Here is a 13,800-nt window from a genome sequence, read left to right as displayed (position 1 = left end):
TGGATAAATCAGGATAAAAAATAAAATTTTAAAAGGATGTGACTTTATGAAAAAATCAAAGATGTTAATTGCGATTGGTTTATTTGAAAATGCTGTAATACTTTTATTAAACCATTTTATAAATTTACCGGATTTTGTAGTAGGATTAGGTTATGGAATTGGCACTGGTCTTGAATTAGTCGGGCTTTATTTTATTAAACATAATAATCCAGTCATGCCAAATTGGAAAAGAAAACTTTATAAAAAATTCACGAGGTTAAGCAATGAATAAGGATGGATTATGAGTAATGAAAAGAAAATAATAGAGTAGCCCACTACTTGCTATTTCAAGCTTGAGCGGAGCGAAAGGAATGATTATAAAGATGGATAAAAAGGTGATTGTTGATATACTGAACGAAATAGGACTTTTGTTAGAGCTTAAAGGGGAGAATCCTTTTAAATCAAGAGCATATTATAATGCTGCCCGTACAATTGAGGTGATTGATGAAGATATAGAGGCACTTGTAAAAGAAGACAGATTAAAATATGTAAAGGGTATAGGAGAGGCTATTAATAAAAAGATTAGTGAGCTTATTTTAACAGGAAAGCTTGGATATTATGAGGATTTAAAAGCATCAATACCGGAAGGGCTTATAGAAATGCTTAAAGTGCCGGGGCTTGGACCTAAAAAAATAAAAATCATATACGATAAGTTGAACATAAGTACAATTGGAGAACTTGAATATGCATGTATAGAAAACAGGCTTGTTGAGCTTCCGGGTTTTGGCGAAAAAACCCAGAAAAAAATCCTTGAAGGTATACGGTTTGTCAAGCAGTTCAGAGGTCAGCATCTCTTTGTTGAAGCATATAATGAAGCGGTAAAATTAAAAGCATATCTTGACAATACAAATTTTGCAATAAGGTCGGAGATTGCAGGAAGTTTAAGGCGTAAAAAAGAAATTGTCAAGGATATTGATATACTTGCATCATCTAATAATTCTCAAAAACTGATGGATTTGTTTGTATCATATGAAGGTGTAAGGGATATAATTGCGAAAGGCGATACAAAGGCAAGCATTACATTAAAATCGGGAATAAATACGGATTTAAGGGTAGTGGAAGATGAGGAATTTCCATATGCGCTGCATCACTTTACAGGCAGCAAGGAACATAACACTGCAATGAGGCACAGGGCAAAACAGATGGGCATAAAGATGAATGAATACGGACTTTTTTATGGAGAGAAAAAAATAAAATGCAAAAGTGAAGAAGAAATATTTAATAAACTTGGTTTGTCTTATATTCCTCCCGAATTAAGAGAAAATATGGGAGAAATAGAAGCTGCGGAAAAAGGCAAACTGCCTGTATTAATAGAGGAAAAAGATATTAAAGGATTGTTTCACGTGCATACAACATACAGTGATGGTTCAAATACCCTTGAGGAAATGGTAGAAGCGGCAAGAAAGCTTGGATATGAATATATTGGCATAACAGATCACAGTAAATCTGCTTTTTATGCTGGAGGTCTTAAAGAAGAGGATATATTGAGGCAGTTTGAAGAAATTGACGCATTAAACAATAAATACAGGGATATAGTTATATTAAAGGGAATAGAATCAGATATACTTCCAGATGGTTCACTTGATTATGAAGAGGATATTATAAAAAAATTTGATTTTGTAATAGCATCTGTTCATTCTAATTTCAGGATGAATAAAAAAGATATGACTAACAGATTAATAAATGCGCTTAAAAATAAATACACAAAAATAATGGGGCATATTAGCGGAAGGCTTCTTCTATCAAGAGACAGCTATGATTTTGATATTTACGAAGTCATCAATGCGGCAGCTTACTACAACAAAATAATCGAGATAAATTCAAGTCCCTACAGGCTTGACCTTGATTGGAGGTATATAAAATATGCAAAAGAAAAAGGGATTAAACTTGCCATATGTCCTGATGCGCATAACATAGAAGGGCTTAAGGATGTTAAGTATGGGATTGGCATAGCAAGAAAAGGCTGGCTTGAAGCAAAGGATGTTATTAATACATATAATGTGATGGATGTAATAAAGTTTTTTTAGACAAAATGTGACAATTCGGGTACGTCCCCTTTTGTCATTTTTTATTATTGAATTATGTAACATAAAAAAGCAAAAAATATAATGACTAAAATTTATTTATGTGATATTATATATACATATCCCGGGTATAGTGGGAATGTAAAAAATACAAAAAATGTGAAAGGAGAAATAATAATGAAGAAAATAGACCTTATAATAATAGGTGGGAGTGCAGCGGGTATGGTAACAGCTTCAACAGTGAGAAAATTTCATAAGGATAAGACAATCTTGATTATAAGGGATCAGCCGGAGGTTCCTGTTCCATGCGGTATACCTTATATTTTTGGAACTTTGAAGAGTTCATCAGAAGATATTGTTCCTGACAAAAATATGACAGACAAAAACATTGATATACTTATTGACAGGGTTATAAAGGTGGATTTAAAAGAAAAAATTGTCGAAACAAAAACAGGTGAAAAGTTCGGATATGAAAAGCTGGTTTTTGCAACAGGGTCTAATCCAACAATACCATCATTTATAAAAGGCACTGAACTGAAAAATGTTTACACCATAACTAAATATATTTATGAAATAGATGCATTAAAAGATGCCTTGAAGGGATTAAATAAGGTTGTTGTCATTGGAGGAGGATTCATTGGGATAGAGGTTTCGGATGAGATAAACAAATTAAAAAAGAATGTAACCCTGATAAGCTCAAGCAAAAATATTTTATGGAAATCCTTTGATGAAAAATTCTCTTCAAAAGTAGAGGAAATCCTCATAAAAAGAGGAATAAATCTAATAAAAGGCAAAAGGGTTACAGAAATAGCAGGTGATGGGAAGGTATCACATGTAGTTTTCAATGATGGAGATAAAATGGAAGCAGATGCGGTTATATTATCATTGGGGACAAGAGCCAAATCTGAACTTGCGAAAGATGCCAGTCTATCTCTTGATGAAACAGGAGCCATAATGGTTGACGGATATATGAGAACATCAGTAAAGGATGTTTATGCGGTGGGAGATTGTGCACATAAGACGGACTTTTTTACAGGAAAGACATCAGGTGTCATGTTGGCATCAATTGCTGCTGCTGAGGCAAGGATTGCATCTCTTAATATGTATGGTATTGTTTCAAGTAGAAAATCCCTCGGAACGGTAAGTGCTTTTTCTACAAAGGTTGGAAATCTTGTGGTGGCTTCAGCAGGACTTACAGAGATGCACTCTGTTGAAGAAGGTTATGATGTAGTAGTAGGAGAAGCTTCGGCTACGGACAGGCATCCAGGTAAATTTGATGATGTGTCAATGCAGGATGTCAAGTTGATTTTTGAAAGAAGAAGCGGTTACATTATTGGAGGACAGATAAGCGGAGGAGTTTCCGTAGGAGAAATGATAAATATTATTGCGCTGGCAATTCAGCAACGAATGACTATAAGTGAAATGGTACACTTGCAAATTGCTACACATCCGCTTGTAACATCGGCTCCAACAGCTTATCCGATAGTAATGGCTGCACTTGATGCATTAAGCAAATATTAATTTTATAACAAAGAGGAGAAAAAAATGGCAAATCCATTAGTATATTTTACAAACCATAATTGCTGTAAGTCGGTATTATTAGCAGCAAACGAAAAGCTTAACCTTGGCTTAGATGAAAAAGCTATGAATTTAGCACTGGGTTTCGGAACGGGAATGAAGGTAGGAAGCGTTTGCGGTGCAATAACCGGAGGTATCATGGCAATAAGCTCATATTATGAGAATGATCCACGTATGGTGACAGTGAAAACAAAGGAATTTATTAAGAATATAAAGGATAAGTTCGGAACATTAGAATGCAGAGAGTTAAAAGCAAAAAAAATCTCATGTGAAGAGATGGTAGAAACAGCTTATAATACCTTGCTGGCAATACTTTAATCTTAAAAATATCAGACAAAGCAGACAAAGGGGACCAGACAAAGGGGACGGTCCTCTTGTCTGCTTAATGTTTTCTTTTTTAGTCAAAATAAATTTTTAAAACCTCTTGAAAAATTATTTTATGGTGATATAATAGTTGTTAAATATTCAAAAGTATTTTTTTACATTTTAATGCATAATTATAAATTTTAATTAATATTTTATCAACAAAGAATTGGAGGCGTAGTCTCAATGGTTAGAGTAGGAATATTTGGAGCAACGGGCTTTACAGGTATTGAACTTATAAGAATACTTTCAAAACATAAGGATGCAAAGATTGTATATTTGTCTTCACAGCGTTATAACTCAAGAGCGATTTCAGATGTTTATCCATCTCTTGAAGGTTTTTGTGAAAATAAGCTTGAGGATATGGATTTGGAAAAAGCCGCATCAGTATGTGATGTATTATTTATAGCATTACCTTCCGGATATGCTTATGAGATTGCAAGTAAGACATTAGGAAAAGTCAAGGTTATAGATTTGGGGGCAGATTTCAGATTTGACGATTATTCAACATATAAGGAATGGTATACGGGGAATTGTGATGAATATGATAAGATTGAAAGGGTATATGGACTTCCCGAGATATATAGGGAGACGATAAAAAAAGCACCGATTATAGGTAATCCCGGATGTTATCCCACAAGCGCTATTTTAGGTCTTGCTCCGGTATTGAAAAGCGGTATTGTGGAACATAATGTAATAATAGATTCAAAGTCAGGTGTATCAGGTGCAGGTCACAGTCCAAATCAAATTAATATGTATGTGGAATGCAATAACAATATAAGGGCATATAATGTTGCAAAACACCGGCATCGTCCTGAGATAGAGCAGGAACTTACAAAAATCGCAGGTCAAAATACAAGGGTTATATTTACACCTCATCTTACACCTATGACAAGGGGTATATTAAGTACAATGTACTGTAATCTGAAAAAGGAAACAAGAATTGAGGATGTTTATGATATATACAAAGATTTTTATAAAGACGAATATTTTGTAAAAGTATTAAAACCCGGCAATTATCCGGCGACTAAAAATGTTTATGATTCAAATTTCTGCCAGATAGGCTTTGAGATTGATAAACATGCAAATACATTAATAATAATGTCGGTTATAGACAATCTTATAAAAGGTGCATCAGGGCAAGCTGTACAGAATATGAATATCATGTTTGGGTTTCCTGAAAATACAGGCTTGGATATGGTACCAACTATCCCGTAGATAAAATAAAAGGTTGTAAGAAATTAGGGTTAATGAACAGATAGGAGGATTTGATAGTGGAAGAAATTGAGGTTATAGAAGGTGGTATTACATCACCAAAAGGGTTTAAAGCGGCAGGAGTACATTCAGGTATAAAGAAGTGTAAAAAAGACCTTGCACTTATATACACAGAAAAAAAAGCGAATGCAGCGGCGGTATTTACTACAAATAAGGTTAAAGCAGCCCCGGTGCTTCTTGATATGGAAAATATTAAAAAGAGTGAAGCACAGGCAATTGTTGTAAACAGTGGCAATGCAAATGCTTGTACGGGTGAAAAAGGCTACGAAGATGCTTTGAAAATGGCTGAAAAGACGGCAGAGATGCTTAAAATTGATAAAAATGATGTTTTAGTATGTTCAACCGGTGTTATAGGAGTCCCGCTTCCTATAGACTTTTGTTTAAAAGGGATAGAATCGGCAGCAGAAAGTTTGTCGGAAAAAGGCGGTGATGATGCAGCAGAGGCAATAATGACGACAGATACCTTTAAAAAGGTAATTGCAGTTAAGTTCAATATAGATGGCAAAACCGTAAAAATGGGCGGTATGGCTAAAGGCTCAGGAATGATACATCCAAATATGGCGACAATGCTTTCGTTTATAACAACAGATGCCAATATATCGAAGGAAGCCTTAAACAAGGCTTTGAAAAAATCTGTTGATGTTTCCTATAATATGATATCTGTTGATGGTGATATGAGTACAAATGATACGAATATTATTCTTGCCAACGGTATGGCTGAAAACAAGCTTATTGAGGTGGATAGTAAAGAATTTGAGATATTTTACAGAGCAATAGAATATGTTAATAAAAACCTTGCCAAGATGATTGTAAAAGATGGCGAAGGGGCGACAAAATTTATAGAGGTTGTGGTTATAAATGCAAAAACTGAAAATGATGCCCGTCTTGCAGCAAAATCAATTATAAATTCAAGTCTTGTAAAAACGGCGATTTTTGGTGAAGATGCTAACTGGGGAAGGATAATTACAGCAGCAGGATATTCCGGTGCTGAATTTGACCCTCAAAATGTCAGCATATTTATAAAAAGCTCAAAAGGCGAAATCAAGGTTTGCGAAAATGGAGGATATGTCAATTTTGATGAAGGTTTAGCTAAGGAAATCCTTAAAGAGAAGGAAATAAATATAATGCTTGACTTGAAATCCGGAGAATTCATCAGTACAGCATGGGGATGCGATTTAAGCTATGACTATGTAAAGATAAATGGGAGTTATAGGACATGATAAAAAGGCAGAAATATGGTGATGAAATTGCAAAAGCTGAGATATTGATAGAGGCACTTCCATATATCAGGAAATTCTCCGGTAAAACAGTAGTAATAAAGTATGGCGGTAATGCTATGATAGACTGCAAAATAAAACGAATGGTCATGCAGGATATTGTACTGATGAAATATGTAGGTTTAAATCCGGTTGTAGTACATGGCGGCGGTCCGGATATAAATAAGATGCTTGAAAAACTAAATATTAAATCAAATTTTGTTAATGGACTCAGGGTTACAGATGAAGCTACAATGAATATTGTTGAAATGGTTTTAACAGGCAAGATAAATAAAGAGATAGTATCAATTGTAAATGAATTGGGAGGAAAGGCAATAGGTATCAGCGGGAAAGACGGCGGATTATTGAAAGCTGAAAAAGATATATCAAATGGTGATATAGGATATGTTGGAAAAATTGCCAATGTAGATATTGATGTAATAACAATGATGCTTGATAAAGGATATATTCCTGTTATAGCTCCCTGCGCCATAGGACCTGAAGGAAAGACATATAATGTCAATGGTGATACGGCGGCAGGAAAGATTGCAGAGGCATTGAAGGCGGAAAAATTTATATTGCTTACAGATGTTGAAGGGATATTGACAGATGTTAATGATAAAAACAGCGTTATATCAAGAATTAATTTCGATAATGCAAAAAAATTAATTGATTCAGGTATAATTAAAGGTGGCATGATACCAAAATTAAAATGCTGTATAAATGCAATTGAAAATGGTGTTAAAAGAGCCCATATCATTGATGGAAGGCTGACGCATTCACTGCTTTTGGAGATATTTACAGATGAAGGAATAGGAACTATGATTGGAAAGGAGTGCTTTGATGATGACAATCTCTGATGATAAAAAATATGTCATGAACACATATGGAAGGTATCCGGTTACCTTAATAAAAGGGAATGGCTCGAAGGTTTGGGATAATGATGGGAATGTCTACCTTGATTTTGTCGCAGGTATTGCGGTAAATTCATTGGGACATTGTCATCCTGCTGTTGTAGATGCCATAAAGGAACAGGCAGATACCTTGATACATTGTTCAAATTTATACTGGAATGAAAAACAGATAAAACTTGCAAAGCTGATTGCAGAAAATTCCTTCGGGGATCAGGTATTTTTCGCAAACAGCGGTGCAGAGGCAAATGAGGGTGCGATAAAGCTCGCAAGAAAATATGCGTCGATTAAATACGGTGAAAAAAGGTTTAAGATAATATCAGCAAAAAACTCGTTTCATGGAAGAACGTTTGGTGCATTAACAGCAACAGGACAGCAGAAATACCATAAGGGCTTCGGACCATTGCTGGAAGGATTCAAATATGTTCCATTTAATGAAACCAATGCATTATTAGATGCTGTCGATGATGAAACATGTGCTGTTATGCTTGAGGTTATACAGGGAGAAGGGGGTATCAATGAAGGAAGCTATGAATATATAAAAACCGCAAGGGAAATATGCGATAAAAATGATATCCTCTTAATAATTGATGAAGTTCAGACAGGTATCGGCAGGACAGGGAAATTATTTGCATATGAGAATTATGGAATAGCACCAGATATTATGACACTTGCAAAGGCTTTAGGAGGGGGTGTACCTATAAGTGCTGTTGTAGCAAAAGAAGAGGTTGCAGTATTTAAACCCGGCGATCATGCCTCTACATTTGGCGGAAATCCTCTTGCATGTGCTGCTGCCATTGCAGTAATAGAAGAAATAACTAAACCGGGTTTTCTTGAGGACGTTCAAAATAAGGGTGAATATTTCAAGAAAGGGCTTGAAACCTTAAAGAGCAAACACAGTATTATAAAAGAGGTGAGGGGCAAAGGATTGATGATAGGTTGCCAGATAAATCTTGAGGAAGCCGGTGGAATAGTTTCAAAAGCAATGGAGAAGGGTTTGCTGTTAAATTGTATCGGTCATAATGTTTTAAGGTTTGTACCACCCCTTATTGTGACAAAAGATGAAATAAATACCGCATTAAACATACTTGATGATGTACTGTGTGAAATGGGGATATAAAATGAATATAAAAATTATTGTGTTGTAAGGAGAGATGAAAAATGTTAGATGGTGAAAAAGTGGTTTTAGCATATTCCGGAGGGCTTGACACATCAGTTATAATTCCATGGCTTAAAGAAAACTATGGATGTGAGATTATTGCGGCATGTATTGATGTTGGGCAAGGGAGTGAATTAAAAACCGTAAGAGAAAAGGCTTTGGCAAGTGGTGCGGCTAAGGTATATGTAGAAGATGTAAAAGAGGAACTTGTTAAAGATTATATATTTCCAACTTTAAAAGCAGGTGCGGTATATGAAGGTAAATATCTTCTTGGTACGTCCTTTGCAAGACCGTTAATTGCTAAAAAGCTGGTGGAGATTGCTCACAAAGAAGGTGCAAAGGCGATAGCACACGGTGCCACAGGAAAGGGAAATGACCAGGTAAGGTTTGAGGTATCTATACATGCCCTTGACCCATCACTTAAAATAATAGCGCCATGGAGAATCTGGAATTTGAAATCAAGGGAAGATGAGATAGAATATGCTAAGGAAAAAGGGATTCCTGTATCTGTTACTAAGGATAAGATATACAGCGTTGATAACAATATGTGGCATATAAGCCATGAAGGCGGTGACCTTGAAGACCCATGGAATGAGCCGAAAAGTGACCTTTATGATATGATAGTGCCTCCGGAAAAAGCCCCTGATGTTCCGGAATATGTCCTTATAGAATTCAAAAAGGGTATTCCTGTAAAAGTAAATGACAAAGAATTAAAGCCTGTTGAAATAATCGAAGAATTAAATAAAATAGCGGGTAGGAATGGAGTAGGCATAATTGATATTGTGGAAAACAGACTTGTAGGTATGAAATCACGCGGTGTTTATGAGACACCGGCTGGAACAGTGCTTTATTCTGCACATAAGGAACTTGAATATCTTGTACTTGACAAAGAAACAATGAGGTTTAAAGACATTGTTGCACAAAAATATGCTGACCTTGTCTATAATGGCTTATGGTTTTCACCATTAAGAGAAGCCCTTGATGCTTTTGTAGATAAGACACAGGAGAATGTAACAGGTATAGTAAAACTTAAATTATATAAAGGCAATGTGATAAATGCAGGTTCAAAATCTCCATATTCACTTTATAATGAGGAATTTGTAACATTTGGGGAAGATGAAGTCTATAATCAAAAAGATGCAGAAGGATTTATTAATCTTTTTGGACTTCCTCTTAAAATTAAGGCATTAATGGATATGAATAGAAAGGATGATTTCGATGAAACTATGGGGAGGTAGGTTTAAGGGCAGTACGGATAAATTGATGGAGGAGTTTAATTCCTCCATTTCTTACGATATTAGATTGTTAAAGTATGATATACAAGGTTCAATTGCACATGCAAAAGGACTTAATAAAGCTGGGGTTTTGACAGACAGCGAATTTGACTTAATAGAAAAAGGACTTAATGCCATAATTGAAGAAACAGATATGAATAAAATACCAGATGACGAAGATGTCCATACATATGTTGAAAGGCTTTTAACGGAAAAGATTGGAGATGCGGGTCGAAAGCTTCATACAGGAAGAAGCCGCAATGACCAGGTAGCAACAGATGAAAGGCTATATTTGAGAGATGTTGTAAAAGAAATAAAAAATGATTTGAATAAACTTATCAATGTATTAAATGAGCAGGCTGATAAGTATAAAGATATAATAATGCCGGGATATACACATCTTCAAAGGGCACAGCCTGTTACTTTAGGGCATCATTTTCATGCATATGTTGAGATGTTTAAGAGAGACCTATCAAGGCTTGATGATATGTATAAAAGGGTAAATGTGATGCCGCTGGGGTCTGGCGCACTTGCAGGAACAACTTTTGAAATTGACAGAAAATATGTTGGATCACTTCTGGGATTTGATGATATAACATTAAACAGCATGGATGGTGTCAGTGACAGGGATTATATCATAGAATTTTTAAGTTTTGCATCTATTACTATGATGCATTTAAGCCGGTTCTGTGAAGAGCTTATACTATGGTCAAGTAAAGAGTTTGATTTTATTGAATTGGATGACAGATATTCAACAGGCAGCAGCATGATGCCACAAAAGAAAAACCCTGATGCGGCAGAATTAATAAGGGGTAAAACCGGAAGGGTATATGGTGATTTAATAACGATATTGACGGTTATGAAGGGATTACCTCTTGCATACAATAAGGATATGCAGGAGGATAAGGAAGCATTGTTTGACGGAATAGATACATTGGAAATATGCCTTAAGGTATTTACAGGCATGATAAAAACAGTAGGTGTAAAGATTGACAACTTAGGAAAAGCTGCAAAACATGGATACATGAATGCAACAGATTTTGCAGACTATCTTGTATCAAAAGGAATACCCTTTAGGGAAGCCCATGAAATTTCAGGTAAGGTGGTACTATATGCAATAGATAAAAAATGTGCTATAGAGGATTTACCGCTTTTGGAACTTAAAAAGTTCTGTGATGTTATAGATGTTGATGTTTATAATGCAATAGATTTAAAAAACACATTAAAAAAGAAAAAGACAATAGGTTCTCCAAGCGTTTCTTAGAGGTTTTTGATGGAAATCCAGCAAAAAAAACTGTATTCTAATCTGAATTTAATGTTTAAAATCCATAATGGGTGTATAATTTAAGTATAATTTAGTAAAGTCATAAGGAGAGGATTTGATGAGTTTTATTGTTACTTTAATTAATTTTATACTGCATATTGATAAATATCTTGGCAATATTATACAGACATATGGATTTGAAACATATTTAATTATTTTTTTAATAATTTTTATGGAAACAGGGTTTGTTATAACGCCATTTTTACCCGGTGATTCTCTTTTATTTGCGGCAGGAGCATTTGCTGCAATTGGGGCTCTTAACATTTTTGCACTTTTTATTGCAGTGGCGGCTGCAGCAGTTATTGGCGATACCGTAAATTATCATATTGGTAAGATATTAGGTAAAAAGATATATGAATCAGATACAAAGCTTATTAAAAAGGAGCATCTTATAGAAGCACGGGATTTTTATGAAAAATATGGGTCATTGACAATTGTCATAGGAAGATTTATTCCGATCATCAGAACCTTTGTACCATTTGTGGCAGGGGTAGGAGAAATGAATTATTTCAAGTTTTTAACCTATAATGTAATAGGTGGTGTTACATGGGCTGCCCTATTTACCTTTGGCGGATATTTTTTTGGAAATCTCGATATAGTAAAGAACAATTTTGGCATTATTATGATTGCGATAATCGTAATATCCTTAGTTCCTGCGGTTATAGGGGTTTTGAAAAAGAGGGTTGCTTAATATTTCACGTTTAAAAAAGTGGTTATTATTTTATAACCGCTTTTTAAATTCCAATAATTTATTGAGGAATCTATTATTGTATGATAAAATAATTTTGTGATTATTAAGAGAGGTTGATTTATATCTATGAATGATAATTTTAAACGATTGACCCCTGAAGAAGCACTTAAAATTGCTAACGAAAAAAAAAGAGGCAGGCTTAAGATATTTTTAGGCTATGCACCAGGTGTAGGAAAGACGTATTCTATGCTGGACGAAGCAAATAGGAGGCTAAAAAGAGGTCAGGATGTAGTTATAGGATATTTAGAAACACATGGCAGGAAAGGTACAGAGGAGAAAATCGGTAATATTGAAGTTATACCGAGGAAAAAAATTGAATATAAAGGCATTATGATGGAAGAAATGGACCTTGATGCTGTAATCAAAAGGCATCCGGAGGTTGCAATAGTAGATGAATTAGCACATACAAATGTACCCGGTTCCAAAAATAAAAAAAGGTATGAGGATGTTCAAGAAATTCTTGACGCCGGGATAAATGTAATAACAACCTTAAATATTCAGCATCTTGAAAGTTTAAACGATACAATAAAACAAATTACAGGCATAACAGTAAGAGAAACAATACCTGACAGTATCGTTGCAAATGCTGATGAAATTGAAATTATTGATATGCCACCCGAAGCCCTTCAGAACAGGATTAAAAGAGGAGATGTTTATGCAGCTGAAAAGATAGACCAGTGTCTTAAAAATTTCTTTAGGAAAGGAAATCTAAATGCGCTTCGAGAACTGGTTTTGAGACAGACGGCTGATGAGGTTGATGAAGACCTTGAAGAGTACATGAAAGAACAAGGTATCAATGATAATTGGCAGACAAATGAAAGGATCATGGTTTGCATAAGCCAGAACCCCCTTGCAAAAAAATTAATAAGACGAGGGCTTAGAAGAGCAAGAAGTTTCAAATGTGACTGGATTGTTGTATATGTTGAGTGCACAAACATATTTGCACCTAAATTAACAAAAAAGGATAGAGAAATTTTGGAAGGTCATTTTAAGCTTGCAAAAGAACTTGGAGCTGAAGTTGTAACACTAAAGGGAAAAAGTGCTTCCGAAGAACTGCTGAGGTATGCCAATGAAAGACATGTCACGCAAATAATCATGGGACATTCGAATAGGTCTAAGCTTCAAACATTTTTTAGAGGGTCTACCCTTTTAAATCTTATTAGTAAAGCAAAAAATATTGAAATACATGTCATACCATATATTTAAAAAACTACTCATGCAAAGTATCTTGCATAGGTAGTTTTTTATATTGCTTATTTTTTTAAATCATCAAGGGCTATGTTTAACATTAGAACGTTAACCCTTTTTTCTCCTAATATTCCAAATTGTCTTCCTGTTATATGACTGTTTACAAGTTCTTTAAGCTTTCCCTCAGATATACCTCGTATCTTCGCTATTCTTGGTATCTGCACATATGCGGCATCGATACTTATGTCAGGGTCCAGACCGCTGGCAGAAGATGTAATGAGGTCAGAGGGTACAGGCTGATTTTCCGGTATCTCATTTTCTTTACGTACCTGTTCTGATAATTTTTTAGCATCATCGATCAATGCCTTGTTTGTTGGACCAAGATTAGAACCGGATGAAGCTGTTGCATCATAACCATCTTTTCCTGCGGCTGATGGGCGTCCATGGAAATAAGCGGGGTTTTTAAAATTTTGACCAATAAGTCTTGAACCGATTATTTCACCGTTTTTTATTACCATGCTTCCATTTGCTTTATTATGAAATAATATCTGTGCGACCCCGGTTACCGTTAGAGGATATATTAAGCCTAATAAAAGTGTCATCACGATTAAGAGCAATGCTGCTCTTAATGCTGTATTTTTAATCATAGACAAATTCT

The 13,800-nt window shown here is 35.0% G+C and carries 13 protein-coding genes; 12 read left to right on the top strand and 1 reads right to left on the bottom strand.

Going from position 1 to position 13,800, the window contains the following annotated elements; all coding sequences use genetic code 11:
- Window positions 1-46: 46 nt before the first annotated feature.
- From AC0LWJ_RS07950 to AC0LWJ_RS07895, 12 genes are all read left to right on the top strand, one after another.
- The gene (locus AC0LWJ_RS07950; RefSeq protein WP_474237985.1) at window positions 47-271 is read left to right on the top strand and encodes a hypothetical protein; all 225 of its coding nucleotides are present in this window, start codon (window positions 47-49) and stop codon (window positions 269-271) included.
- A gap of 91 nt (window positions 272-362) precedes the next feature.
- On the top strand, window positions 363-2,066 hold the full coding sequence (gene polX, locus AC0LWJ_RS07945; RefSeq protein WP_474238001.1) for a DNA polymerase/3'-5' exonuclease PolX: 1,704 nt from the start codon (window positions 363-365) through the stop codon (window positions 2,064-2,066).
- Between the two features lie 174 nt (window positions 2,067-2,240).
- Window positions 2,241-3,584: an FAD-dependent oxidoreductase gene (locus AC0LWJ_RS07940; RefSeq protein WP_474237983.1), complete on the top strand. Its 1,344-nt coding sequence runs from the start codon at window positions 2,241-2,243 to the stop codon at window positions 3,582-3,584.
- 24 nt (window positions 3,585-3,608) lie between these two features.
- Window positions 3,609-3,959, top strand: coding sequence for a C-GCAxxG-C-C family (seleno)protein (locus AC0LWJ_RS07935; RefSeq protein WP_284680218.1), 351 nt, complete (start codon window positions 3,609-3,611; stop codon window positions 3,957-3,959).
- 231 nt (window positions 3,960-4,190) lie between these two features.
- Window positions 4,191-5,222 carry an N-acetyl-gamma-glutamyl-phosphate reductase gene (gene argC / locus AC0LWJ_RS07930; protein ID WP_474237981.1) on the top strand — a complete coding sequence of 344 codons (1,032 nt, stop codon included), beginning with the start codon at window positions 4,191-4,193 and terminating at the stop codon, window positions 5,220-5,222.
- 56 nt (window positions 5,223-5,278) lie between these two features.
- The gene (gene argJ / locus AC0LWJ_RS07925; protein ID WP_474237980.1) at window positions 5,279-6,499 is read left to right on the top strand and encodes a bifunctional ornithine acetyltransferase/N-acetylglutamate synthase; all 1,221 of its coding nucleotides are present in this window, start codon (window positions 5,279-5,281) and stop codon (window positions 6,497-6,499) included.
- The gene (argB, locus tag AC0LWJ_RS07920; protein WP_474237979.1) at window positions 6,496-7,395 is read left to right on the top strand and encodes an acetylglutamate kinase; all 900 of its coding nucleotides are present in this window, start codon (window positions 6,496-6,498) and stop codon (window positions 7,393-7,395) included. The genes argJ and argB overlap by 4 nt, the downstream gene beginning before the upstream one ends.
- Window positions 7,382-8,566: an acetylornithine transaminase gene (locus AC0LWJ_RS07915; protein WP_474237999.1), complete on the top strand. Its 1,185-nt coding sequence runs from the start codon at window positions 7,382-7,384 to the stop codon at window positions 8,564-8,566. The genes argB and AC0LWJ_RS07915 overlap by 14 nt, the downstream gene beginning before the upstream one ends.
- Before the next feature lie 41 nt (window positions 8,567-8,607).
- Window positions 8,608-9,843, top strand: a complete 1,236-nt coding sequence (locus tag AC0LWJ_RS07910) for an argininosuccinate synthase (RefSeq protein ID WP_474237977.1) — start codon at window positions 8,608-8,610, stop codon at window positions 9,841-9,843.
- Window positions 9,824-11,143, top strand: a complete 1,320-nt coding sequence (gene argH / locus AC0LWJ_RS07905) for an argininosuccinate lyase (protein ID WP_474237976.1) — start codon at window positions 9,824-9,826, stop codon at window positions 11,141-11,143. The genes AC0LWJ_RS07910 and argH overlap by 20 nt, the downstream gene beginning before the upstream one ends.
- A gap of 118 nt (window positions 11,144-11,261) precedes the next feature.
- Window positions 11,262-11,894 (top strand): VTT domain-containing protein, encoded by a 633-nt coding sequence (locus AC0LWJ_RS07900; RefSeq protein ID WP_474237975.1) that lies wholly within the window; start codon window positions 11,262-11,264, stop codon window positions 11,892-11,894.
- 126 nt (window positions 11,895-12,020) lie between these two features.
- Window positions 12,021-13,160 carry a sensor protein KdpD gene (locus AC0LWJ_RS07895; protein ID WP_474237973.1) on the top strand — a complete coding sequence of 380 codons (1,140 nt, stop codon included), beginning with the start codon at window positions 12,021-12,023 and terminating at the stop codon, window positions 13,158-13,160.
- A gap of 47 nt (window positions 13,161-13,207) precedes the next feature.
- Here AC0LWJ_RS07895 and kdpC read toward each other — a convergent pair whose 3' ends face one another.
- The gene (gene kdpC / locus AC0LWJ_RS07890; RefSeq protein WP_474237971.1) at window positions 13,208-13,789 is read right to left on the bottom strand and encodes a potassium-transporting ATPase subunit KdpC; all 582 of its coding nucleotides are present in this window, start codon (window positions 13,787-13,789) and stop codon (window positions 13,208-13,210) included.
- Between the last annotated feature and the right edge of the window lie 11 nt (window positions 13,790-13,800).

The organism is Aceticella sp. 75b-Ac (assembly GCF_056032965.2).
This window is presented reverse-complemented; position numbering and strand designations above follow the sequence as displayed.

Bases quoted from the DNA above. Each gene is read 5' to 3' on its own strand.
- AC0LWJ_RS07895 (WP_474237973.1), top strand. From the start codon at position 12,021: ATGAATGATAATTTTAAACGATTGACCCCTGAAGAAGCACTTAAAATT.
- AC0LWJ_RS07940 (WP_474237983.1), top strand. From the start codon at position 2,241: ATGAAGAAAATAGACCTTATAATAATAGGTGGGAGTGCAGCGGGTATG.
- AC0LWJ_RS07935 (WP_284680218.1), top strand. From the start codon at position 3,609: ATGGCAAATCCATTAGTATATTTTACAAACCATAATTGCTGTAAGTCG.
- AC0LWJ_RS07915 (WP_474237999.1), top strand. From the start codon at position 7,382: ATGACAATCTCTGATGATAAAAAATATGTCATGAACACATATGGAAGG.
- kdpC (WP_474237971.1), bottom strand. From the start codon at position 13,789: ATGATTAAAAATACAGCATTAAGAGCAGCATTGCTCTTAATCGTGATG.
- AC0LWJ_RS07900 (WP_474237975.1), top strand. From the start codon at position 11,262: ATGAGTTTTATTGTTACTTTAATTAATTTTATACTGCATATTGATAAA.
- argB (WP_474237979.1), top strand. From the start codon at position 6,496: ATGATAAAAAGGCAGAAATATGGTGATGAAATTGCAAAAGCTGAGATA.
- polX (WP_474238001.1), top strand. From the start codon at position 363: ATGGATAAAAAGGTGATTGTTGATATACTGAACGAAATAGGACTTTTG.
- AC0LWJ_RS07950 (WP_474237985.1), top strand. From the start codon at position 47: ATGAAAAAATCAAAGATGTTAATTGCGATTGGTTTATTTGAAAATGCT.
- AC0LWJ_RS07910 (WP_474237977.1), top strand. From the start codon at position 8,608: ATGTTAGATGGTGAAAAAGTGGTTTTAGCATATTCCGGAGGGCTTGAC.
- argC (WP_474237981.1), top strand. From the start codon at position 4,191: ATGGTTAGAGTAGGAATATTTGGAGCAACGGGCTTTACAGGTATTGAA.
- argH (WP_474237976.1), top strand. From the start codon at position 9,824: ATGAAACTATGGGGAGGTAGGTTTAAGGGCAGTACGGATAAATTGATG.